At 74.4% G+C, this 23,797-nt stretch carries 12 protein-coding genes and 1 pseudogene; 3 read left to right on the forward strand and 10 right to left on the reverse strand.

The genetic code is table 11. The features are described from left to right. Positions 1–9: 9 nt before the first annotated feature. The 4 genes from RM555_RS09465 to RM555_RS09480 form a co-directional block, all read right to left on the reverse strand. Complete coding sequence (locus RM555_RS09465; protein WP_311411389.1) at positions 10–930, reverse strand: carbohydrate ABC transporter permease; 921 nt, start codon at positions 928–930, stop codon at positions 10–12. Beyond that, positions 927–1,877 (reverse strand): carbohydrate ABC transporter permease, encoded by a 951-nt coding sequence (locus RM555_RS09470; RefSeq protein ID WP_311411390.1) that lies wholly within the window; start codon positions 1,875–1,877, stop codon positions 927–929. The genes RM555_RS09465 and RM555_RS09470 overlap by 4 nt, the downstream gene beginning before the upstream one ends. Positions 1,878–1,887: 10 nt before the next feature. Then, positions 1,888–3,237, reverse strand: a complete 1,350-nt coding sequence (locus RM555_RS09475; RefSeq protein WP_311411391.1) for an extracellular solute-binding protein — start codon at positions 3,235–3,237, stop codon at positions 1,888–1,890. A 158-nt stretch (positions 3,238–3,395) separates the two neighbouring features. Further along, the gene (locus RM555_RS09480; RefSeq protein ID WP_311411392.1) at positions 3,396–4,478 is read right to left on the reverse strand and encodes an NYN domain-containing protein; all 1,083 of its coding nucleotides are present in this window, start codon (positions 4,476–4,478) and stop codon (positions 3,396–3,398) included. Between the two features lie 163 nt (positions 4,479–4,641). On the opposite strand from RM555_RS09480, the gene RM555_RS09485 reads away from it, so the two are divergent. The 3 genes from RM555_RS09485 (at position 4,642) to RM555_RS09495 (ending at position 7,897) form a co-directional block, all read left to right on the forward strand. Then, entirely contained in the window at positions 4,642–5,931 is a 1,290-nt protein-coding gene (locus RM555_RS09485; RefSeq protein ID WP_311411393.1) for a sensor histidine kinase, read from the forward strand. After that, on the forward strand, positions 5,919–6,587 hold the full coding sequence (locus tag RM555_RS09490) for a response regulator transcription factor (protein ID WP_311411394.1): 669 nt from the start codon (positions 5,919–5,921) through the stop codon (positions 6,585–6,587). The genes RM555_RS09485 and RM555_RS09490 overlap by 13 nt, the downstream gene beginning before the upstream one ends. A 161-nt stretch (positions 6,588–6,748) precedes the next feature. Further along, entirely contained in the window at positions 6,749–7,897 is a 1,149-nt protein-coding gene (locus RM555_RS09495; RefSeq protein ID WP_311411395.1) for an endonuclease, read from the forward strand. A 97-nt stretch (positions 7,898–7,994) separates the two neighbouring features. Here the strand turns inward: RM555_RS09495 and RM555_RS09500 are convergent. The 6 genes and pseudogenes from RM555_RS09500 to RM555_RS09525 all read right to left on the reverse strand — a co-directional run. Further along, positions 7,995–8,576: pseudogene (locus RM555_RS09500) on the reverse strand (LLM class flavin-dependent oxidoreductase); the annotation flags it as partial. Continuing rightward, complete coding sequence (locus RM555_RS09505; RefSeq protein WP_311411396.1) at positions 8,468–9,037, reverse strand: flavin reductase family protein; 570 nt, start codon at positions 9,035–9,037, stop codon at positions 8,468–8,470. The pseudogene RM555_RS09500 and the gene RM555_RS09505, both read right to left, overlap by 109 nt. Before the next feature lie 458 nt (positions 9,038–9,495). After that, positions 9,496–10,128 (reverse strand): CG0192-related protein, encoded by a 633-nt coding sequence (locus RM555_RS09510; protein ID WP_311411397.1) that lies wholly within the window; start codon positions 10,126–10,128, stop codon positions 9,496–9,498. Between the two features lie 81 nt (positions 10,129–10,209). Continuing rightward, positions 10,210–11,241, reverse strand: a complete 1,032-nt coding sequence (locus tag RM555_RS09515) for an MBL fold metallo-hydrolase (protein ID WP_311411398.1) — start codon at positions 11,239–11,241, stop codon at positions 10,210–10,212. Further along, positions 11,238–22,448, reverse strand: a complete 11,211-nt coding sequence (locus RM555_RS09520) for a non-ribosomal peptide synthetase/type I polyketide synthase (protein ID WP_311411399.1) — start codon at positions 22,446–22,448, stop codon at positions 11,238–11,240. Before RM555_RS09520 ends, RM555_RS09515 begins: the two co-directional genes overlap by 4 nt. Next, positions 22,445–23,695 (reverse strand): MFS transporter, encoded by a 1,251-nt coding sequence (locus RM555_RS09525; protein ID WP_311411400.1) that lies wholly within the window; start codon positions 23,693–23,695, stop codon positions 22,445–22,447. The genes RM555_RS09520 and RM555_RS09525 overlap by 4 nt, the downstream gene beginning before the upstream one ends. Positions 23,696–23,797: the final 102 nt, after the last annotated feature.

Below are 23,797 nucleotides of genomic sequence, written 5' to 3' on the forward strand. Positions count from 1 at the left end.
CGCGGCGGGTCAGCCCTTGCGGCCGGTGGTGGCGATGCCCTCGACGAAGTGCCGCTGGGCGAGGAAGAACAGCACGAGCATCGGCACGGTCGCGATGACGCTGCCCGCGAGCACGACCTCCCACTGTTGCTCACCGCCGTAGCCGAAGCGGTCCAGCACCACCTTGAGCCCGCGCGGGAGGGTGTACAGCTCCTCGTCGCGCAGGTAGATCAGCGGCTTCATCAGGTCCGTCCAGCTCGCCTTGAACTCGAAGACGAAGGCCACCAGCAGGGCGGGACGGATCAGCGGGAAGGCCAGCTTCCAGAACAGCTGCGGATAGCTCGCCCCGTCGACCCGGGCCGCCTCGAAATACTCGCGGGGCAGCGAGAGCAGGAACTGCCGCAGCAGGAAGATGTAGAACGCCGAGCCGAACAGGTTGCCCGCCCACAGCGGCACCTGGGTGCCGGTCAGCCGCAGTTCCGTCCAGATCAGGTACGTCGGGATCATGGTCACCGCGAACGGCAGCATCATCGTCGCGAGCACCAGACCGAACAGCAGGTCGCGCCCCGGGAACCGGAAGTACGCGAAGCCGAACGCCACCCACGCGCTGGACAGCGTCACCGCGACCGCCGCCGCCGTGCCGACCACCACGCTGTTGGCCAGCCAGGTCACCATCGGCACCGCCTGCCACGCGTCGGCGTAGTTCCCCGGCGCGAACGGAGTGGGCAGGAACCCGCCGGAGAAGACGTACTCGCGGGGACGCAGCGAGGCGCCGATCAGCCAGACGAACGGCAGCATGAACACCCCGGCGGCGCCGACGAGCGCGACCACGAACAGCACCCGCTGCCACAGCGGGCGCCCGCTCTCCTCGGCCGCCGCGCGGCGGCTGGCGTCCCCCGGCGCGGTCACGGGCCCGGGCGCGGCGACCGCCCGCTCGACCGTGGCGGTCACGACCGGTCCCCCTCGTAGTAGACGAACCGGTTGCCGAGCTTCACCTGCACCAGCGTGATGATCAGGATGATCACGAAGAGCAGCCAGGCCATCGCCGAGGCGAAGCCCATGTGCAGGAACTGGAACGCCTCCTGGAACAGGTGGATCACGTAGAACGACGCCGCGTCGCTGTTGAACGACCCCTGCGTCTGCCGGTTGCCGAAGTACATGGTGTAGACCTCGGTGAACATCTGCAGCGACGAGATGGTGTTGACGATCAGCGTGAAGAACAGCGCGCCCGAGATCATCGGCAGCGTCACGTGCCGGAACCGCGCCCAGCCCCCGGCGCCGTCGATGCTCGCCGCCTCGTACAGGTCGCGCGGCACGTTCTGGAGGGCGGCCAGGTAGATGATCACGGTGGAGCCGAGGCTCCACAGGCTCATCAGGACGATGCCGGGCATCACCCAGTCCGGGTCGGTGGTCCAGCTCGGGCCCTCGACCCCGACCAGGGCGAGGCCGCGGTTGATCAGGCCGTCCTGGGTGTTGAGCAGGAGCAGGAACAGGATGCCCACGGCCACCGCCGGGGTCATCACCGGTAGGTAGAAGACGGTACGGAAGAAGCCCTGCAACCGTCCCACCCGCTTGAGCAGCAGCGCCAGCCCCAGCGAGATCGCCATCACCAGCGGCACGTGCAGGACGGTGTAGTACACGGTGTTGCCCAGGCTGCGCGCCACCATCGGGTCGGACATCAGCTCCCGGTAGTTGTCCAGGCCCGTGTACCGGGGGGCGCTGATCGCGTCGTACTCCGTGAGGCTGAGCCAGGCGCTGGCGATCATCGGGCCGGCGTTGAAGACCAGGAACCCGACGATCCACGGCGCCAGGAAGAGGTACGCCCAGCGCGCCTCCCGCCGGGCCAGCGGCGTACGGCGCCGCCGGCCCGTGGGAGCGGGGACGGTGGTGACGGCCATCCCCCGGGGCCTACTTCGAGGCCTTGTCGAGGGCGGCGGTCGCCTCCTGCTGGGCCCGGGCGAGGGCCTGCGCCGGTTGCGCCTGACCCGAGAGGACCCGGTTGACCGCGTCCGTCCAGGCCTTGTCGAACTCGGCGCCGGCCGGCGAGGCCGGCATCGCGAACGCGGCGTCCTGCACGGAGCGGATGGTGGCCACCGCGTCGTCGAAGCGCTTGTTGCCGGTCGGCTGGTAGATCTCGTCGAAGATCTTCTGGTCGGCGGCGACGTTGCCCGTGTAGACGCCGGTGAACGGCTGGCCGGCGGCCTTGCGCGCGTCGGCGCGGGCCTTGGCGGCGGCGACCCAGGTGTCGGTGGCGGTGACCTTCTTGGCGAAGGCGCACGCGGCGTCCGGGTTCTTCGCGCCCTTGGGGATCACCCAGGCCTGCCCGGAGGAGAGGGTCAGCGGCTTGCCCTGCCGGTCGACGAACGGCTTGACCACCAGTTCGGCCTTCGGGCTGTTCTTGGCGGCCTGGTTGAGGAACCACTCCTCCATGGGCCAGGCGACGATCTGGTTCTTCGCGAGCGGGTTCTGCGCCCCGAAGAAGTCGAAGGTGTCGCGGAAGGACTTGAATTTGCCCCAGCCGCCCTGGTCCTGGATCAGCCGCACGCCGGTGGTGAGCGCCTCGGCCACCTTCGGGTCGTCGAGGTGGGCCTTCGTGCCGTCGGCGGAGAGGATGTCGACCCCGTTGGCCCTGGCCCACAGGGGCAGGAACTCGGGGATCTTCGGGTCGATGCCGATGCGGGAGAGCCGGCCGCCGGAGACGGTGGCCAGCTTGGCGTTGAGCGCGGGCAGCCCGGCCCAGTCCGCGAGGTCGACGTCGGCGGCGGTCAGGCCCGCCTGCCGCAGCAGCGCCTCGTTGAGGTAGAGCACCCGGACGCTGGAGAACTCGGGGATGCCGTAGACGGTGCCGTCGAGGGTGACCTGGTCCTTCGCGGCCGGCCGGTACTGTCCCATGTCGACGTCCTGCTTGTCGACGCAGTCGGTCAGCGGCTGGACGGAGCCGCGCTTGGCGTACGTGCCGACCAGCTTGCGGTCCATGTAGACCAGGTCGGGCGGGTTGCCGGAGGCGACCGCGGAGAGGAACTGCTGCTCGTCGAAGGCTCCCTCGACGATCTTCAGCTCGACGCCCGGGTTGTCGCGCTTGAACGCGTCGACGCGTGTGGTCGCGATCTCGTCGGACAGGCCGAAGCCCATCGTGGACAGTGTGCCCGTGGTGGCCGTACCGCCGCCCTCGTCGCCGTCACCGCCGACGCCCCCGCATCCGCTGACCGCCAGGGCGAGCGCCCCGGCGATCGCGACAGCACGCACCATCCGTGTCATCAAGTCTTCCTCCTGACGATCGGCGGGCACCGATGCCCGCCTCGACCGGCACTTCTCCGGTCCGCGACCGCGCTAAACGTCTTCAGGAGGAATTGGTGTTTGTGGGAAACGCAGGCCGAAACGGAGCGCCCGCAACGACGCCGCCGGGCGGCAGCCGCTCAGGCGGCCCGGGGGGTGAGCAGGTAGTCGTCGGCCTCGGGGCTCCACCGCAGGTCGACGACGCCGCTGGTGGCAGCCGCCTTGCAGAACTGGAGGAAGCTGCGGTAGCCCAGCTTCTTCTCGCTGAAGTCGGGCCGCGCCCGGCGCAGCTGGTTCTTCAGCCCGGAGAGGGCCACCGCGCCCTCGTCTCCGGCCAGGTCCGACACCACCGAGCCGAGCAGCCCGAACGCCACCTCCCGGTCGCCGTGCTCGGGCAGGGAGACCTCGGGGTCGCCCTTGGCGGGTCCCTCCGCCAGCTCGACCACGTTGTGCTGGGCGAGGTGCCGCATGAGCTCGCCGAAGGTGCGGAACCCGTAGTCGGACTCGCTGAACGTCGGGTCCTTGCGCAGCAGGGTGCGCTTCAACGTCGAGGCCGTGACCTCGCCGCTCGAACTGCCCTGGAGGCCGGCGACGGTCTGTGCCACGAACACGGCGAGCGTGTCGACGTCCCGGCCGGCCTCCTCGGCCGCCGGCTGCGGCTCGGGCTCGGGCTCCTGCTCCACCCGCGGCACGTCGGGGCTGGGCAGGCGGGCCGGGCGGCCCCGCCGGACCCGGGCGGGAGGGATGTCGACGCCCTCCAACCGGTCGTAGTAGAGGAACTCGTCGCACGCGGGCGGCAGCAGCGCCGAGGTCGAGTTCTCCACGCCCACCCCGATGACGCGCTTGTTCAGCTCGCGGAGCTTGTGGACCAACGGGGTGAAGTCGCTGTCGCCGGTGCAGATCACGAAGGTCGAGATGTACCCGCGCTCGAAGGCCAGCTCCACCGCGTCCACGGCCATCTTGATGTCGGCGGCGTTCTTGCGCGAGGCCCCCATCCGCTGGGGAATCTCGATCAGCTCGACGTGCGACCGCGTGAGCATCCGCCGGTCCTCGTCGAAGTACGACCAGTCCGCGTACGCCCGGCGCACCACCACCCGGCCGCGCTCGGCGAGGGCGTCGGCGATGGGGCGGAAGTCGAAGGCGACGCCGCCGAGGTGGTCGCGGGCCCCCAGCGCGAGGTTCTCGTAGTCGAGGAAGAGGGCGATGCGGTCTTCGTGATCCACGCAGGTCAGCCTACCCCCGGCGGGGCGTCGCACCGTGGCGTCCGCCGCTGGCCTGGCGCGGTGCCCGCCGGGGCCGGCCCAGCCACCGGGTAGTGCTGGCCCTACCCGCGAACTACCTCCAGACGGCTGGGTCGGCGCGTCACCCACGGTTAGCGTCAGCGGCATGACGACAGCTCGTCCCCTGTGCCTGGCCGAGGCGCTGCGCCGGCCCGGATACCTGCTCTCCCCGTGGCCGTGGCGCGCGCTGGCCTACCTGCTCACCACCGTCCCGGTCGCCGGGGTGCTCGCCGTCGGGCTGCTCGTCGTCGGGGCGCCCCTGCTGGCGGCGGTCAACGCCGCCCGACAGGACCGCCCGGTCGAGCTGCCCCTCGTGCTGTTCCTGGCCGTCGGCGCGCTGACGGTGCTGGCGTCGGCCCCGGTCGTGAGCATCGCGGTGACCGCCGTGGAACGGCAGCGGATCGGCCTCGTGGACGGGCGGCCGTTGCCGGCGTACCGGTGGCGGGGCCTGGCCGCGCGTTACACCGGCGCCGACGCGTGGCGGGAGGTCGCTCACACCTTCTGGCTGGGCGGCGTCGTGCCGCTCGGCTACGCCGTGTCCACCCTGCTCGTGCTGCTCGACCTCACGCTGGTGGCCAGCCCCTGGCTGGTCGGCGACGCCGACGAGGTCATCGTGGTCTGGACCACCGTCGACACGACCGGCGAGGCCGTCCCGTACGCCGTGCTCGGGGTCCTGCTCCTCCCGGTGCTCTGGTACGGGCTCGGCGTGCTCGCCGCGGCCCAGGGCGCGGTGGCGCGGTGGCTGCTCGGCCGGCCCGCCGACGGGGCGGCCCTGCGGGAGGTCAGCCGCTCGCGGGCCCGGCTGGTCGACGCGTACGAGACCGAACGCCGCCGCATCGAGCGCGACATGCACGACGGCGCGCAGCCCCGGCTGACCAGCCTCACCCTCCACCTGGGCCTGGCCCGGCTGGACGTGCCCGAGGACTCCCCCGCCGCCGCCCCGCTCGCCGTGGCGCACGACCAGGCCAAGAACCTGATGGTCGAGCTACGGCAGATCGTGCAGGGCATCCGCCCGCAGAGCCTCACCGACCTCGGTCTGGCCGGCGCGGTACGGGAACTGGCCGGCGAGGCCACCGTCCCGGTCACCGTCCACGCCGACCTCGGGCAGCCGCTGCCCGAACTCGTCGAGAGCACCGCGTACTTCGTGGTGTCGGAGGCGCTGGGCAACGTCGTCCGGCACGCCGGGGCGACCCGGGCCGGGGTCCGGCTCGTCCAGGCCGACGGCGAACTCGTCGTGGAGGTCTCCGACGACGGCCACGGCGGGGCCGACCCGACGCGGGGCACCGGCCTGACCGGCCTCGCCGACCGGGTCGCCGCCGTCGACGGGCGGCTGCTGCTCGCCAGCCCGCCCGGCGGCCCCACGCTCGTCCGGGTGGAGTTGCCGTGCCGCCGGTGACGCGCGTCGTGCTCGCCGAGGACGAGGTCCTCCTGCGCGAGGGCCTCGCCGGCCTGCTGGCCCGGTTCGACTTCGAGGTGGTCGCCGCCGTCGGCACGGCGCCGCAGTTGCGGGACGCGGTCCGGGCGCACGAGCCGGACCTGGTGGTGACCGACATCCGGATGCCGCCCGGCCCGCACGACGACGGGCTGCGGGCCGCCGTCGACCTGCGCGCCGAACGGCCGCTGCTCGCCGTCATGGTGCTGAGCCAGCACGTGCAGGCCGAGTACGCCGCCGCCCTGCTCGCCAGCGGCGACGGCCGGGGCGTCGGCTACCTGCTCAAGGACCGGATCGCCGAGGTCGCCGAGTTCGCCGGGCAGCTGCGTACGGTCGCCGGCGGCGGCACGGTCGTCGACCCCGACGTGGTGCGGCGGCTGCTGCACCGCCCGCGCGACCCGCTCGCGGCCCTGTCCGCCCGGGAGCGCGAGGTGCTGACGCTGCTCGCCGAGGGACACTCCAACGCGGCGATCGCCGCGCGGCTGCACGTCACCGAGGCGGCCGTCGGCAAGCACATCGGCAACGTCCTGGCGAAGCTCGGCCTGCCGCCCAGCGACGACACCAACCGCCGGGTGCTGGCGGCCCTCACCTACCTGCGCGCGGGCCCGTCGCCCCGGTAGCCGGCTCCGGCGCGCCTGCCCGGCACGGCCGTGCGCCGGGCAGGCGCGGCCGCCGCGCCGAAAGTTGCGGTCCCGATCTCCCGTCGTTCACCCGCGCCCCGCTAGCATCGCTGCTCATGAATACGAGGAGCAGTACCCGCTCGGGCCCCAGAAGGCTGGCGATGGCGTTCGCGCTGGCCGTCGTCCTGGTGGCGCCCGTGGCGGTGACGGCGGCGGCGTCGGCCGCCGGCCCCCTAACCGTGGCCCAGGCGCTCGCCGCACAGGACGGCCGGTCGGCCGCCGTGACCGGCTACGTCATCGGCCAGCCGACCAGCGCCACGACGGTGCTCAGGTCCGGCTTCACCGCGGACACCGCGATCGCGATCGCCGACACGGCCGCCGAGACCGGCGCGAGCAGGATGCTCTACGTCCAGGTCACCGCCGCCTACCGGAGCACGTTCGGGCTGCTCACCAACCCGGGCCTACGGGGCCAGCGGATCACCGCCACCGGCACGCTCACCGCCTACTTCAGCCACGGCGGCCTGAAGAACCCGACGGCGATGACCCTCGGCGGCACCACGCCCTCGCCAAGCCAGTCGCCGACTCCGGTCCCGACGGGCACCCCGGCACCCGGCGGCGACTACGACTCCACCTACTACGCCAACGCGATCGGCAAGTCCGGCACGGCGCTGCGCAGCTCGCTGCACTCGATCATCAAGGTGCAGACGAAGCTCTCCTACGACCAGGTGTGGGAGGCGCTGAAGGACACCGACCAGGACCCGGCCAACACCAACAACGTCATCCTGCTCAACACCGGCCGGTCGCAGAGCAAGAGCAGCAACGGCGGCGGCGTCAACGACTGGAACCGCGAGCACGTCTGGGCCAAGTCGCACGGCGACTTCGGCACCGCGACCGGCCCGGGCACGGACGTCCACCACCTTCGGCCGGAGGACGTCTCGGTCAACTCGACGCGCGGCAACAAGGACTTCGACACCGGCGGCAGCCCGGTCGCCGAGGCGCCGGGTTGCTACACCGACGCCGACTCGTGGGAGCCGCGCAACGCGGTCAAGGGCGACGTCGCACGCATGCTGATGTACATGGCGATCCGGTACGAGGGCACCGACGGCTGGCCCAACCTGGAGCTGAACCAGTCGGTCAACAACGGCAGCGCGCCGTACCACGGCAAGATGTCGGTGCTGCTCCAGTGGAACCAGGCCGACCCGCCGGACACCTTCGAGAAGCGCCGCAACCAGCGGATCTACGAGCGCTGGCAGGGCAACCGGAACCCGTTCGTCGACCACCCGGAATGGGCGACGGCCATCTGGGGCTGACCTCGCCACACCGGCGTGTCGCGGCCGGTCCTCCGTCGGGGGACCGGCCGACCGGCAGGCGGCGGTCGGCACCCGCCCGGGGGACCGGCGTTCCACGGGCCGCGCCCGCGCCTGATCCGTCCGCGACCCGGTCGAGCTTGCCGGCCACCTGGGCCGGCGGCTCGCCCCAGGTGAGGTAGACGTCGCTGTGCCGCACCGCCACCGGCAGGGCGGCGGCGGAGGAGCCGCCGAAGTAGATCGGCGGGACCGGGTCCGGCAGCCGGTTGAGCCGGCCCTGCGCGATCCGCAGGTGCCCGCCGGCGTGGTCCACGGTCTCGCCGCGCCACAGCGCCCGCACGACGTGCAGGAACTCGTCGGTGCGCGCGTACCGGGCGTCCTTGTCCAGGAAGTCGCCGTAGGCGCGCTGCTCGTGCGACTCGCCGCCGGTGACGACGTTGACCATCAGCCGGCCGCCAGAGAGCCGTTGGTACGTCGAGGCCATCTGCGCCGCCAGCGCGGGCGTGAGCAGGCCGGGGCGGAAGGCGACCAGGAACTTCAGCCGCTCGGTCACCTCGGTGAGCATCGCGGTGCTCAGCCAGGCGTCCTCGCACCAGGCGCCGGTCGGGGTGAGCGCGCCGACGAATCCGAGCTGCTCGGCGGTCCGCGCGATCTGGCCCAGGTAGGCGACGGTCGCCGGGCGACGACGGCGTGGTCGCCGACGGGCACCCGGTCGACCACCCGGCAGAGCAGCCAGGCCAGGACGCCCCCGAGGATCGGCGCCCCCTCCGGTCCCGTACGCCACCGGGTGGGGGTGGCGAACCGGTCGATGCCGCTGGTGGCGAAGGTGCGGGCCAGTTCCCGCTGGTCTTCGGCGAGCAGGTGAACCGCCACGTGGCGGGCGCCGGCCAGGGTCGGCCAGCTGGACGATCCGAGGTTCACGCAGAACGACACGACCGGCGGCGCCAGCGACACCGAGGTGAACGACGTGGCGGTGAAGCCGACCGGCGGCGCGCCGGGCGCGGTGACCACGGTGACGGTGCTGGCCTGGTGGCGCAGCACCGTGCGCAGCGCGCGGGCGTCGGCGTCGGTTGCCCACCCGCCCCCCGGACCGTCCTGCCACTGTCGGACGAGGGGGTCGGTGTCGTGCCGCGCGATGACCATCGGGACCTTCCGGAGGGGAGTCAGGCAGAGAATCGTGGCGGAGCGGCGACGCCGGCCCCGGCCGCCCGCAGCGATGCCACGCGGACCTCGGTCCACGGCGGCATCCTGGAGTCGGAGAGCGCCGGGACCGGCGCTGACGCCGGCACCAGGAACCGCACCCGCGGGTCGTCGACGACCGCGACGGCCGGTTCGAGGGGACAGGTGGCGATCACCGAGGCGGCGACGAAGCCGGAGAACCGACCGGTGCGCCCGTGGGGTGCGGCGATCGGCGGTCAGGCCGCCGGGCGCGGACCGGGACAGAGCGGCGAGGCGACCCGCATCAGGTCGACGACCCGGCGGGAGGTGAGCAGCGGTACGCGCGGCATGCCCCCCTTTTCCTACCGGATCAGTAGGAATACAAGTCCCCTTCGTCCGCCGGAGAAGGTCGGCGCGCTGCCCCGCGCCGGCGGTGCGTCCCGTCAGCGCCGGCGGGCGTACGCCAACGGCAGAGGGCTCGGCTGGCCGCTCCACGTGCCGGTCAGCACGGCGCCCTCCGACGCGGTGCCGCCGTCGGGGCGGCGCACGACGGCCAACTCCACGAAGTCGGTGACGATGACGGTGAGGTCGTCCTCCACCACGCGGTGCACGGCGCCGACGGGCGGGACCTCGGCGCCCCGGGTGCCGCTGCCGGCGATGGTCATCGACAGCTCGCGGTACTCCCGCTGGCCGTCGGTCTCGAAGTACTCCTGCGCCTGCCCGGCGTCGGCGAGGACGGCCGCCGCCAGCGTCGCGGCGTAGACGGGGTCGGCGCACGCGTCGTACACCCAGCGGCGGCCGAGCACGGAGTGCTCGGTGGTGCCGACGAGCCAGTCGTCGCCGCCGTCGAGGGGCGCGTCGCGGTAGGTCAGCGGGACCTGGTGGATCGGCCCGTCGCCGGCGCTGACGAGCAGCGTCTCGACGCCGACGGCGCCGGCCGGATCGTCGAACCGGTAGGCCGCCACGCGCTCGATGTCGGCGCCGGCCGGCCCCTGGTACCACGGTCGGCCGGGCAGCCACGCCGCCAGGAGTGCGAACTTCGTGGGGCGCATCTCCGCCCGGTGCAACAGCGCCATACGCCGCATCGTAGGGGCACCCCGTGCCCCGCGCTGACCCGGTCGCACGCGACGCGGCCGGCGCGAGCGGGGCCCGGCGGGTCAGGCGGTGGCGTAGCGGCGCAGCCCGTCGATGTCGGACCGGGTCAGGCGGCCCTGGGCGACCAGGAGTTCCAGGTGCGCCGCGGTCTCGGTGACGGCGAGCATGGCGTTGAACACGTCGAGGTCGCCCAGCCGGCGCTCCCGTCGGGTCCAGCGCAGCCGCGCGGCGACCTCGTACGCCGAACTCGCCCCCCGGGCCACGGCGGCCTCCGTCTCGTCGAGCCGCGCGCCGTGGTGCGCGACGAGTTCGTCGACCCGCGCGTGCACGCTCGGGGTCACCGGCCCGTGCGCCGGGAGCAGCCGCGCGTCCGGTCGCCGGCGCACCAGCGCGAGCGACGCCAGGAAGTCGCCGAGCGGGTTCGCCGACAGTGCGGCCTCGAAGCCGATCGAGGGCGTGATGGTGGGCAGCACGTGGTCACCGGCGAACAACAGGTGCGAGCCGGTGTCGTGGAAGACGACGTGCCCGCGTGTGTGGCCCGGCGTCTCGACGACGTGCAGGGTGCGCTCGCCGTGCCTGATCTGCTGACCGTCGTGGAACCAGTCGTCCGGCAGTTCCCAGTCCCCGGTGCTCAGCCGCGTCCCGGTCAACCCCGCCAGGGTGTCGGCCAGCTCGCCGGCGCCCAGCAGCCGCAGGCGGGCGAGCTGCTCGGCGAGCGGGTTCCGGTGCGGCGTCATGGACGCTGCCAGGCTCTCGCGTTCCCCGGCGCCGAGGCTCACCCGCATGCCGTACTCGCGGCGCAGGTGCACGGCCTGCGTGTAGTGGTCCCGGTGGACGTGCGTGACGAGGAACCGGCGCACGTCCCCCAGCGAGCAGTCCAGCTCCTTGAGCGCCGCGTCGAGCGCGGCGCGCGCCTCGGTGATCGCCCACCCGGAGTCGACGAGCACGAGGCCGTCGTCGTCGCGCAGGACGTACACGTTCACCGCGCGCAGCCCGTCGTTGGGCAGCGGCAGCGGCACGCGGTGGACGCCGGGGGCGACCTCGAACGTCCCGGGCGTGGTCCAGTCGTCGGAGTTGCCGGTGCCCGAGGTCATGATCCGACCATAGTGCGCGCCGCGACCTGGCCCGGCCCCTCGTCGGCGACCGCGACGAGAATGGCGACGAAGCGGTCGCACCAGGCCGCCACCGTCGCCCGGTCGAACAGGTCGGTGGAGTACTCCACGACGCCCCGCAGGCCGCCCCCGTGCGGGGTGACGACCGTGGCGTAGTCACGGCGGGCGCAGCCGAGCCCCTGGTCGGTGGCGTGCGCCACGAGCCCCGGCAGCCGCACCTCCGGCATCCCCGGATTCCAGCCGAACAGCGTCGTGGCGACCGGTGGCGGCATGCCGACCCGCCAGTGCGGATCGAGGGCCGCGTACACCTCGGCCAGGGGCGCCGGCTGGTGCCGGACCGCGTCGAGGAACACCTGGTCGGTGCCCGCCGTCAACTCCGCGAAGGACGTCGCGCGCGCCAGCGGGGGCCGCAGCAGCAGCGGGCTGGTGAACAGGCCCACGACCGACTCGTCCTCGCGGTGGTCGCGGTGGGCGTACGGGCAGGCGAGGACCACGTCACGGGCGCCGGTGAGTTCGCGCACGAGCAGCGCGTACCCGCTGGCCAGGACCGGGAACAGGGTCGTGCCGCAGCGCTCGGCGAGGCCGCTCAGGCGCTCGGTCAGCTCGGCCGGGACGTCGAAGGCGAACTCGCTGCCCCGGCCGGACGGCCGCGCCGGCCGTGGGCGGTCGGCCGGGAACGACACCGTGCGGGGCGCTCCGGCGAGCTGGTCCCGCCAGTACCGCAGGACGCCCGGCGCGACGGCGGTCGCCCGTTGCCGGCGCGCGTGGTCGACGTAGCGTGCCGTGGGCGCGGCGGGGGCCGTACCCTGGCCGGTCTCCGCGGCGTAGCCCCTGCCCAGCTCGTCGAGCAGTTGGAGCATCGACCAGCCGTCACCGCAGAGATGGTGCACGACCAGCATCAGCACCCACGCGTCGTCGTCGAGTCGCGCCAGCCGGGCCCGCAGCCATGGTCCCGTGTCCTCCGGGAAGGGCTCGCGGCCGGTCCGCACGCACCACTGCTCGACCTCGTCGGCGGCGAGGTCGCGCACCGGCAGCGTCCCCGGCCGGGCCGGGAGCACCTCCTGGACCAGCTCACCGGCGCGTTCCACCAGGCGGGTGCGCAGCGCCTCGTGCCGGGCGACCAGGCCGTCGACCGCCCGTTGCAGGGCCGGCACGTCGAGCCGACCGGCGAGGGTCACCCGTACCGCCATGTGCACGGCCGGCGGGTCGGGGGCCTGCCGCTGGCGGTGCCACATCAGCTCCTGCGGGTAGGTCGCCGGCGCCCGGTCCACGACCTCGGACCCGCCCTCCGCGGTCGTCAGGTCCCGCGCCATCGCCCGGATGCCCGGGCTGCGCAGCACCCGGTGCGCGCCGACCTTCAGGTTGAGCAGGTCCGTCAGCCGGTTCGCCAACCGTACGGCCGCCAGGGAGTGACCGCCCGCGGCGAAGAAGGGGACGTCCACCGGCAGCCGGGCCACCCCGAGCTCGGCGCACCAGGCGTCGTGGACGAGCTGCTCCATGGCGGTGCTGGGCTGGTCGGCGGCGCCGGTCACGGCGGGTGCGGGCAGCCGCGACCGGTCCACCTTGCCGTTGTCCGTGGTGGGCAGGGTGTCCAGCAGCACCCAGGCCCGGGGCACGAGGTGTGCGGGCAGGCGCTCGGCCAGCACGGCGGCGAGTCGCTCCGCGCGGGTCGCGGCCGGTTCCCCGTCGTCGTCCGCCACGACGTACGCGGCGAGGTACGGCTCGTCGCCCCGGTCGTGCCGCGCGATGACGGTGGCCTGGCGTACCCCGGGCAGCACAGCCAGCTCCGCGGCGGCCTCGCCGGGCTCCGTCCGCTGTCCGGCGATCTTGACCTGGTCGTCCACCCGGCCGACGAACTCGAGGGTCCCGTCGCCCCGTTCCCGGACCAGGTCCCCGGTCCGGTAGACCCGTGCCCCGGGCAGGCCAGGATCGGGCAGGAAGGCGGCGGCGGTCGCCGCGGGTCGGTCGAGGTAGCCCCGGGCCACGCCGGTCCCGCCGACGTACAGCTCCCCCACCGCCCCCCGTGGCACCGGCACACCGCGCTCGTCCAGCAGGTACAGCCGATGGTTGTCGACGGGGGTGCCGATGTCGACCGGCCCCGGGACGTCCGCCCGCACCGGACCCGCCGTGGCGACGATGCTGCACTCGGTCGGACCGTAGGCGTTGATCACCTCGGCCGGGAAGCCGGCGGGCGGTCGGCGCCGGAGCTGGCTGCCGCCCACGACGAGCGTGCGCGGGGCGTGCGCGGGCATCGGAAGGGCGAAGACCAGCTCGACGAGCGGCGCCGGCAGGAAGGCCACCGTGACGCCGCCGCGGGACCACTCCTCGACGAGGGCCGCGGGGTCGCTCCGCGCCTCCTCCGGTACGAGATGCACGGTGGCGCCGGCGGCGAGCGCCGGATAGATCTCGGCGAGGTTCGCGTCGAAGCCGAGCCCGAGCGCGTGGCCGACGGTGTCGGCTCCGGTGAGGGCCAGGGCCCGCACGTGCCAGTCGACGGCGTCCACGGCGGCCCGGTGCGGCACCAGGACGCCCTTCGGCCGGCCGGTCGAGCCGGACGTGTGGACGCACCAGGCCACCTGCTCCGCCGTCGGCACCCGGCCCGGGGCTGGCAGGTCCGGGTCACCGGGATCCTCGACCCGCAGGCAGACCGCGTCCGTCGGCGCGTCCACGTCCCTCGTGGTGACCAGCAGCCGGGCGCCACTGTCGGCGAACAGGGTGGCCACCCGGGCGGCGGGCAGCCCCGGGTCGAGGGGGAGGAAGCCCGCGCCGGCGATCAGCACGGCGAGCTGGGCGGCGATCAGCTCCGGTCGGCGCGGCAGGAGCACCGCGACGAGGTCGTCGGGCCCGACGCCGGCGGCGGCGATCCGGCGGGCGAGCAGGTCGGCCCGCTCGCGCAGTTCGCGGTACGTCCACCGGGTCGGCCCGCACACGACCGCCACGGCGTCCGGGGTACGGGCCGCCTGCCGCAGGAACAACTCGTGCAGCCGGGCGTCGCCGACGGGTGTCCGCGGCCCGTGCAGGCGGTCGGCGGAGTCGTCCAGGTGCGCCGCCAGGCCCGACAGCGGCTCGTCGGGCTCCCGGGTCGCCCGGTCGAGCAGCCGCTCGACGTAGTCCAGCAGGCGACGCACCGTCGGCCGGTCGAGCACGTCGGTCCGGTACTCGACGTGGCAGCGCACGGTGTCGCCGTGTGACAGGTAGACGACCAGGTCGACCGGGGCCTTGTCCAGGCCCACCGGGATCGGCTCGGCGGTGACCCCCGGCAGGTCGAACTGGAACGCCGGGGCGCCCCGCTCGTACTCCACGACCACGTCGAAGAGCGGGTGGCGGCCGGCCTCCCGGTTCGGGGCGAGCGCGCTGACGAGGTCGTCGAAGGGCACGCCCGCGTGTTCGTACCCGTCCGCCGAGCGGTACTGGACCCGGGCGAGCAACTCCCGGAAGGTGGGGTCACCGGCGAGGTCCAGCCGCAGCGGCACGGTGTCGACGAAGAACCCGATCAGGTCCTCGGAATCCTCGTCGCGGCCGCTCATGCCGGTGCCGATCACCAGGTCCGGTTGGCCGCTGAACCGGAACAGCGCCACCCCGATCGCGCTGAGCAGCGTGGTGAACGGGGTGACCCGCTCGACGCGGCTGAGCTGCCGGACCCGTTCGGTCAGCTCCACCGGGATCTCCGCGAGGAGACTCCCACCGGCGGCCGAGACGGTGGCCGGTCGCTGCCGGTCCGAGGGCAGCACGAGGGTGGGCGGCAGCGGATCGAGCAGGTCGAGCCAGTACGCCAGGCTCTTGTCCACGCCGTCCCGGGCCGACCGGGCACGCGCCCGGGCCAGCTCCGGGTAGGTGACCGGCAGCGGGGGCAGCGCGGCCGTCGTACCGGTCGACCGGGCCCGGTAGCACGCGCCGACCTCGCGGGTCAGGACCGCGTACGAGCCGCCGTCGGTGGCCAGGTGGTGGAACGACATCACCAGCACGTGGTGTGTCGGGGAGAAGCGCAGCAGCTCGAACGCGAAGACCGGCCCCTCGACGAGGTCGAACACCCGCGTGCTCTCCCGGGCCATCGCGGCCCGCACCACGGCGTCCTCGTCGGCACCGGAATGCTCCCGCACCGGCAGGTCGACCGTCGCCGTCGGCCGGACGACCTGGCAGGGTTGCCCGTCGACCTCGCGGTAGGTCGTCCGCAGTGGCGCGTGCCGGTCCACGACGTCCTGCAACGCCCCGCGCAGCGCTCCCGTGTCGAGCGCGCCGCACAGCCGCACGGCCACGCCCTCCGTGTAGGCCGGGCTGCCCGGGTACGCCTGCTCGACCAGCCACAGCCGCCGCTGGCCGGGCGTCAGCGGCGCGGTCTCGACGGTCGGTGGCGCGGTTTCGTCGGCCGGCGGCGCGGCGATCCCGGCGGCCGGCGGCGCGGCGATCCCGACGGCCGGCGGCGCGGCGATCCCGACGGCCTCCCGCGCCGCCGTCCCGACGACCACCGCGGCCGGTGCCGGGGCCACAGCCGGGGGCGGGGCTGGGGCTGGGGCCACAGCCGGGGCCGGGGTTGGGGTTGGTCGACGGGGGGTGGCCCGCCGTAGCGCGTCGATGGCCGGCAGGCCGTCCCGCACGGCTCCCGCCGGCAGGCCGAAGTCGACGAAGCAGGCGATCTCGTCGGCGCCGGCGTCGAGGACCGCGTCGAGGACCGGCCGGCAACTCTCCGGCGAGCCGATCAGGGCCCGCTGCTCGCAGTACCGCTGGTAGGCACGGGACAACACGAACCGGACGTCCTCGTCGGGGGTGTCGGCGAGGTCGACGTTCATGCCCAGGCTGTTGACCACCTGGCCGAGCAGGCTGAAGGAGGAGCGCAGGTAGGCACAGAACGGCTCGAACGCCATGGCCCGCGCCTGCTCGGCGTCGTCGCCGAGGAAGGTGTGCAGCAGCACCACCACCCGCCCCGCAGCGGGATCGAGCCCGTGTTCGGCCCGGGTACGCCGGTACAGCGCGACGTTCTCGGCCAGCCGCGCGACGTCCTGGGTCATCAGGTTGGTGACCACGCCGAGGCCGCGACGGGCCGCCTCCCGATAGCTGTCCGGGTTGCCGACGATCGCCGTGAAGGCCGGCGGTTCCGCCTGCACCGGGCGGGGGAACAGCCGGATGTCGACGTCTTCCCCGCTGCCCGACCGCGCGGTGATCGCCTCACCGCGCCAGAGCCGCCGTACGGTGTCGAGATTGTCGTACATCACCTGCTTGTGGCGACGGTAGTTGTCCGGGTAGAAGACGAAGTCGTTGGCGTGCCATCCGGGCGCGCACCCGAGCCCGACCCGCCCGCCGGAGAGGTTGTCCACCATGGACCATTCCTCGGCGACCCGGACGGGATGGTGCAGGGGCAGCACCACCGAGCCGGCGTTGAGGCGCAGCCGGCGGGTCCGGGTCGCGAGGGCCGCGGCGAGCACCGACGGGTTGGGAAAGAGCCCGCCGAAGGAGTGGAAGTGCCGTTCGGGCAACCACACCGCATGGAAGTCGTGGGTGTCGGCGAACTCGGCGGCCTCGATGATGGTGCCGTAGGCGTCGTCCCGGGCCGAGTCGGGGTAGTCGCCGAAGAAGTACAGGCTGAAGTCGACGGTGTCCTGCGCGCAGGACACCGACGCGGCCGGCGCCGGCCGCGTCGACGGCTCGGGGGCGACGGCCGCGCCGCCACCACTGGTGCCGCCGACGCCGCCGCCGGTGCCCGTGGCGGTGGCGCCCGTGGCGGTGGCGGTGGCGGCGGCGCCCGTGGCGGTGACGGTGGCGCCCGTGGCGGTGACGGTGGCGCCCGTGGCGGCGCCGAGAAGAGCGAGCTGGTCGCGCATCAGGTCCAACTGGCGGTGCACGATCGTGACGAGGTCGGCCGGCACGTCCCGGGGAGCGTCGCCCGGGTCGGCCGGTGCCGCCGAATCGACGGGCACGGGCACCGGCCCGGCGGAAACCGGCGTTACAGGCGCGGGGACCGGCGCGGCAGGGGCGGAGGGCGACACGGTCGGCGGACCGGCCGGCGGGGCCGCCGGAGGGAGCACGCCGGCCGAGGCGCCCCGCGTCACCGCCTCGGCGAGCCGGCGGGGGGTGTCCACGGCGGCGAACAGGTCCCGGACGGGAACCCGCACCCCGAACGCGTGGTCGATCTCCCGGGACATGGTGATCAGGAGCAGCGAGTCGGCACCGAGGTCGAGGAAGGTCTCGTCCGGATCGACCTCTCCCACGTCCAGTCCGAGCCGCTCGGCCGTCAGCGCCCGGATGCGCGCGAGCACCTGCTCGGCCCCGACGTCGTGCCCGGCCGACGGCCGGAGCGGCCCCGGCTCGGCGGTCGCCGGCGATCCGGCCGCGCCGCTCGCAGCGGACCCGCCGGCCGCGACCCGGACGTCAGTCGCGGCAGAGGTGCCGGTCGCGACCCGGACGTCAGTCGCGGCAGAGACGTCCGGCGCGGCGGACCCGCCGGCCGCAACCCGCACGTCGGTCGCGGCGGAGATGTCGGCCGCCCCGGCAGCGGAGACCCAGAACCGCCGGCGCTGGAACGGATAGGCCGGCAGTGGCACCGCCCGGCCGCCGCAGTCGGCGGTGAGCGCCGCCCAGTCGATGGAAAACCCCGCCACGTGCAACTCCGCGACGGCCCGCCACAGCCCGTCGACCGGTGGGGTGCCACGGCGTTGCGACGGCACCCACCGCAGGTCGGATCCCGTGCCGCGGGCGATGCCGGTCAGCGCCCCGTCCGCGCCCGCCTCGACGACCGATCGCACGCCCTGCTCGGCGAGGGTGGCCACGGCGGCGCTCCAGGCGACCGGCTCGCGCGCCTGCCGGCACAGGTGGTCGGCGTCCGGCAGCCAGCCGGGCGGGCGTACCCGGCCGTCCAGGCTGCTGATCAGGGGCAGGCGGGTCGGTGCGAACTCCACCTCCCCGATCATCCGGCGGAACCGGTCGAGGACCGCGTCCACGCCGGTCGAGTGGAACGCCCGGTCGACCGGGAGCGGGCGGGTCGCCACGCCGCGCCGTTCGGCTTCCCGGACGACCGCCGCCAGGGCCTCGGGGGGACCCGCGAGCACGTGGTGCTCCGCGCCGTTGCGGGCGGCGATCTCCGCCGTCGACCCACGCAGCAGGGCACCGACCGTCGCTTCGTCGGCCAGCACCGCGCACATCGCGCCGGGTGGCAGTGCGTCGCGCATCAGGGCGCCCCGGTGCGCGGCCAGCCAGACCGCGTCGCCCAGGGACAGCGCACCGGCCACGACCAGTGCGGCGTACTCGCCGACGCTGTGCCCGAGGACGACGTCCGGCGTGAGCCCCCACGACCGCCACAGCTCGGCGAACGCCACCGCGGTGACCACCAGTGCCGGCTGCGCCACGTCCGTCGGGCGGCCCGTTCCGACGGGGTGTTCCCGCAGCCGGGCGACGAGGTCGCCACCGGTCGCCCGGCGGTACGCGTCGGCCCCCTCGGCCAACACGTCCCGCGCGACCGGGAACCGCTCGGCGAGATCGAGGACGACGCAGCGACGGTCGCCCTGCCCGGGAAAAGCAAGCGCCACCGGGGTGACGGTCTCCGGCTCCGCCCGGCCGGTCAGCACGTTTCCCGCGACGCCCGCCTGGACGTACCGGTCGAGGCCGTCGGCCAGCTCGGCGGCGGAGGTGCCGAGCGCGACCAGTCGGTGTCGGAGGTGGCGTCTGCGTCGCCCGGTGCTGGTGACCACGTCTGCCAACGCCGGCCCGGGGTCCTCGCGCAGCAGGTCGCGGTGGCGGGCGGCCAGCTCCACCAGCGCCGACGGGTCGGCCGCCGACAGGGGCAGCAGTCCCGGCGCGGGGTGGGCCGGCGGCTCGTCCGACCGACGTCGGTCCGCCGGGGGCGGCTCCTCGACGATCACGTGGGCGTTGGTGCCGCCCACCCCCAACGCGCTGACGGCCGCCCGGCGCGGCCGCAGGTCCGCCGGCCACCGCGTGCCACGGGTGGTCACCGTGAAGGGGCCGGCGGCGAGGTCGATCGCCGGATTCGGCCGGCGGAAGTTGATCTGTGGGGCGACCCGGCCGGAACGCACGGCCAGGATCGTCTTGATCAGGCCGGCCATGCCCGCGCAACTGTCCAGGTGACCGATGTTCGCCTTGACCGAGCCGAGGAACGGTCGACCGCCGGCGTACACCTCGGCGAGGGCGTGGTGCTCCACCGGGTCGCCCAGGGCAGTGCCCGTACCGTGTGCCTCGACGTACCCGATCGACTCCGCCGGGACCCGCGCGGCGGCCAGCGCCCGCCGGGCGACGTCGACCTGCCCGGCCACCCCGGGTGCCGTGAAGCCCACCTTGCCGGCGCCGTCGTTGTTCACGGCCGAACCGATGATCACGGCGTGCACGCGGTCGCCGTCGGCGAGGGCCCGGTCGAGCGGCTTCAGCACCACGGCGGCGACGCCGTTGCCGCCGACCGTTCCGTCCGCGTCGGCGTCGAAGGGCCGGCACCGCCCGCTCGCCGACAGGATCGATCCCGGGGTGTGCCGGTAGCCCGTCACCTGCGGCACGTGCACGGCCACGGCGCCCGCGACCGCCTGGTCGACCTCGCCGTCGAGCAGCGCCCGCACCGCCAGGTGCACCGCCACGAGCGAGGTCGAGCAGGCGTTCTGCACGTTGATCGCCGGCCCCGTCAGCCCCAGCCGGTACGCCACCCGGGTGGCCAGGAAGTCCGGCTGGTTGCCGAGGGCGACGCCGATCGAGTCGGCCGGATCGGCGGAGACCGTCAGGTGGCCGAGCTGGCGGAGGTAGGTGTGGTGCGGATAGAGGTTCATTCCGCTGCCGGCGTAGAGGCCGGTCCGCAGCCCCCGCGCGTCGCCCGGGTGCCCGGCGTCCTCCAACGCGTGGTGACAGGTCTCCAGGAACAGCCGGTGCTGCGGGTCGAGCAGCTCCGCCTCCCGGGCGCTGATCGAGAAGAAGCCCGCGTCGAAGCCGGCGACGTCGTCGTCGAGGACCCCGCTGGCCGCCACGAGGTCGGGGGCGTCGACGGTGTCGCGTGGGATTCCCGCCGCGACGAGTTCGTCCGGTGTGAAGGCACGCACGCTCTCCACCCCGGCGGTCAGGTTCGCCCAGTACTCGTCGACCGTGCGCGCTCCGGGGAACCGGACCGCCATGCCGATCACCGCGATCCGCCGGTCCCGTACCGGCCCGCCGACGGGCTCCGCCGTGGGCGTGGCCGCCGGGGCGGCGAGGTGCGCGCTGAGCGCGTCGACCGTCGGGTGGGCGAAGAGCACCGGCTGCGGGACCGGGCGCTCCAGTGCCCGCTCCAGGCGGGCCCGGAGGCGGACGATCTCGACCGAGCCGATGCCGAGTTCGTAGAACGGACGCGCCGGGTCGACCTGGCCACCCGTCAGGTCGCCGAGGATGCCGGTCAGCAGGGCGCGTACCTCCGCCCTGCCCGGTCCGGCCGCGCGCGCCGCCGGGGCCCCGGTGGGGTCGGTGGTCGCCCGCCGCCCGTCGTGCGGCCGGTGCGGCGACCGCTCGGCCAGGCAGCGCCGGACCAGCTCCGCGCGCCGGATCTTCCCCCCGGTGGTACGCGGGAACTGCTCCGCGGGGAGCGACCGCACCCGCTCGGGCACGACCTGCCAGCGTCGGGCCACCGCCGCCCGCACCGCCTCGGCCACCCCCGTCGCGGGCGCGTCGTCGTCGGGCACGTAGAAGATCACCAGCGACTCGGTGCCGGTGCGGGGCTCCGGTACGCCCACGGCGGCCACCAGGCCGCGCCGTACCCCGTCCACCTCCCCCACCACCTGCTCGACCTCGTGGCAGGGCAGGTTGTGCCCGTTCAGAATGATCATGTCCTTCGCCCGGCCGGTGATGGCGATCCGCCCGTCCCGCATGAAGGCGAGGTCGCCGGTCTCCAGCCAGCCGTCGCCGTCGGGGAAGGCCAGGCGGGTCGCCTCCGGGTCGGCGAGGTACCCGGGCGTAACCCGTGCCGACGAGACCTGGAGCCGGCCGATGCGGCCCTCGGGAAGCACCGCGCCGGCGGCGTCGACGATCCGCAGGGTGGCACCGGGCGCGGGCGGCCCGACGGAGAGGAACTCGGTGACGTCGGCCGGGTCGTCGTCCTCGGCGTACTCCAGGTCGCCGCCCAGGCTCGCCGTACGGACCCGGAGGCGGGTGCCGGGCTCGGTGAAGGAGGCGAAGGTGATTCCCGTGCTGGTCTCCGACATGCCCCAGGCCGGCGTCATCGCCTCCGCCGGCACCCCGGTCGCGGCGACGAACGCCTCGAAGGTCTCCGGCAGGCACTGCTCCCCGCCGCTGACCATCCGGCGTACGCCGCCGAGGTCCCACGGTTCTCCGGGGGCCCGGGCGACCGCGTCGGCCACCAGCCGCAGGCCGAAGTTCGGCGCCCAGCTGTGCGTGACCCGGTGCCGCCGCATCAGCTCCAACCACCGCAGCGGATCGTCGAGCACCCACTCGGTGGCGACGTGGACGGACGTGGCGCCGAGGAAGACGCCGCCGAGGTGGTAGAGCAGCAGGCCGGCGACGTGGTCCAGGGGAAGCCAGTTGAGCAGGACGTCCCGCGGGCCGATGTCGAGCATCGTCCGGGCGCCGACGGCGTACTCCGAGAGCCCCCGGTGCGTCAACGGGATCACCTTCGGCCGACCGGTGCTGCCCGAGGAGAGCTGCAGCAGCGCCACCGACCCGGGGTCGGTGTCCGCCGCCTCCGGATCCGGTACGGAAGGGGCGGGGCCGTCGGGAGCGGTCGTCGCGGTCAGCTCCGCCACCGCGACCACCCGGTCCCGCAGCGGCAGCCCGGCCAGCGCGTCCAGGTCCTCCGGCCCGGCCAGCACCACGGGCTCCCCCAGCACCCGCCAGGCGTGCACGAGGGCGGCGGCGGTGGGGTTGTCGGCGTCGTACCCGGTGGGCGCGCCGACGGTGAGCGGCACGATCCCGCCGAGGACGCAGCCGAAGAAGGTCGGCCAGTACTGCTCGCCCGAGGTGATCCGCAGGACGACGTGGGACCCGCGACCCAGGCCGTGGGCCCGCAGACCGGGCAGCGCCGCGCGCGCCCCGGCGAGCAGCCGCCCGTGGTCGAGGAACTCCTCGCGCCCGTCGGGACCCACGATCCGGATGCCCGCCTCCGGATGGTTCCGGGCCGCCCGCAGCAGCGCCTCGTCCATGGTCAGGGGATGGTCGACGGGGCCGGGCAGGTCCCCGCCGTGGCTGACGGCGGCGGGGCGATCGGCGGACGTCGACTTCACGGTGCTACCTCGACTTCTTGCGTTCGGTGCGGACGGTGCGCCGGCGTACGGGCGTGGGAGATGAGGAAGGCACCGGCGGCGGCGAGCGCCAGGCCGTGCGCCAGCGCGACCACCGGCAGGGGCGTCAGGCGGTCGAGCGCGAAGGCGCTGACGATCATGCCGATGCCGAACCCCGCGTTCTGCGCCGTGCTGGCCAGGCCCATGAGTTGCGGCAGCCGGGAGGGCTCGACGGTCTGCAACCGGGTGGTGTAGCTGATCTCGGCGTAGCCGTCCGCCATGCCGGCGGCCAGCGCCAGGACGGCCACCAGCCAGATCGGGGGCCCCGCGAAGGCGAGCACGAACAGCAGCGACATCGCGCAGGTGGCGACGCCGAAGGCCCTCGGCGATCCCGGGCGGGAGGTGCCGGCGGCCCGCCGGGCGTACCACCGGCCGGCGACGAGACTGCCGACCGCCCAGGGCGTGGTGAACAGGGCGGCGAACGCGGCGGGGGCGTCGGGCCAGGCCAGGTTCGCGTACACCGGCAGGCCCACGTTGTGGGAGGCGGACCCGAACGCGTCGACGGACCGCACCGCGATCATGGCCAGGATCACGGGGGCGACCGAGGGCAGGAGGCGCCGGAGCCCCGCCCCGCGGCGGGAGCCCTTGGCGGGCGGCCCGGCGGGGCGGCCCACCACGCGCCAGGCGCGGACCGCGGCGAGCAGCAGGGCGGACAGCGCGAACGAGGTGGCGTCGAGCAGGAACGCGGCGTGGTAGCCGAACAGGGTCACGAGGATCCCCGCGCTGCCGAAGCCCAGCAGCATGGCCACCGAGCGGGCCGCCACCAGGTTCGCGTTGGCCCGGGCCAGGTCGTCCGGGCCGACCAGCGCGGGCAACCCGCTGCGCAGCGCGACCACCCACAGCGTCTGGCTCCCGCCGAGGAGCACGGCCAGCGCGTGCAGCATGGTCGGCTGCGCGGCGGACGGCATCGCGACCAGCAGCACCAGCGCGCCGGCCGACAGCAGGTCGCCGCCGATCATGAGCCTGGCCCGCGCGTACCGGCTGACCAGCGTGCCGGCGACCAGCCCCATCAGGACGCCGGCGCACAGGCGGACCGCCATGAAGATTCCGGTGGACACGGCGGAGCCCGTGATCTCCAGGGTGAACAGCCCCAGCGCCACCATGTTCAGGAAGCTGCCGTACGTGGACACGGCGTGCGCGGCGATGACGAGACGGAGCGGGCGTGCGGGAGGTTCCTCCGTTGCTGGCACCTGTCGAGATCCGCCCCGCTCATGATCGTGCATGGAGCGAGGATCATGCCATTGCGGGTACGGGCATCTCAATACGTCGACGGACCGGCGCCCGCATCGCCG

This window comes from Micromonospora reichwaldensis (genome assembly GCF_031845925.1).
GTDB classification, from domain to species: Bacteria; Actinomycetota; Actinomycetes; order Mycobacteriales; family Micromonosporaceae; genus Micromonospora; species Micromonospora reichwaldensis.

Bases quoted from the DNA above. Each gene is read 5' to 3' on its own strand.
- RM555_RS09510 (WP_311411397.1), bottom strand. From the start codon at position 10,128: ATGGCGCTGTTGCACCGGGCGGAGATGCGCCCCACGAAGTTCGCACTC.
- RM555_RS09475 (WP_311411391.1), bottom strand. From the start codon at position 3,237: ATGACACGGATGGTGCGTGCTGTCGCGATCGCCGGGGCGCTCGCCCTG.
- RM555_RS09495 (WP_311411395.1), top strand. From the start codon at position 6,749: ATGGCGTTCGCGCTGGCCGTCGTCCTGGTGGCGCCCGTGGCGGTGACG.
- RM555_RS09485 (WP_311411393.1), top strand. From the start codon at position 4,642: ATGACGACAGCTCGTCCCCTGTGCCTGGCCGAGGCGCTGCGCCGGCCC.
- RM555_RS09515 (WP_311411398.1), bottom strand. From the start codon at position 11,241: ATGACCTCGGGCACCGGCAACTCCGACGACTGGACCACGCCCGGGACG.
- RM555_RS09470 (WP_311411390.1), bottom strand. From the start codon at position 1,877: ATGGCCGTCACCACCGTCCCCGCTCCCACGGGCCGGCGGCGCCGTACG.
- RM555_RS09505 (WP_311411396.1), bottom strand. From the start codon at position 9,037: ATGGTCATCGCGCGGCACGACACCGACCCCCTCGTCCGACAGTGGCAG.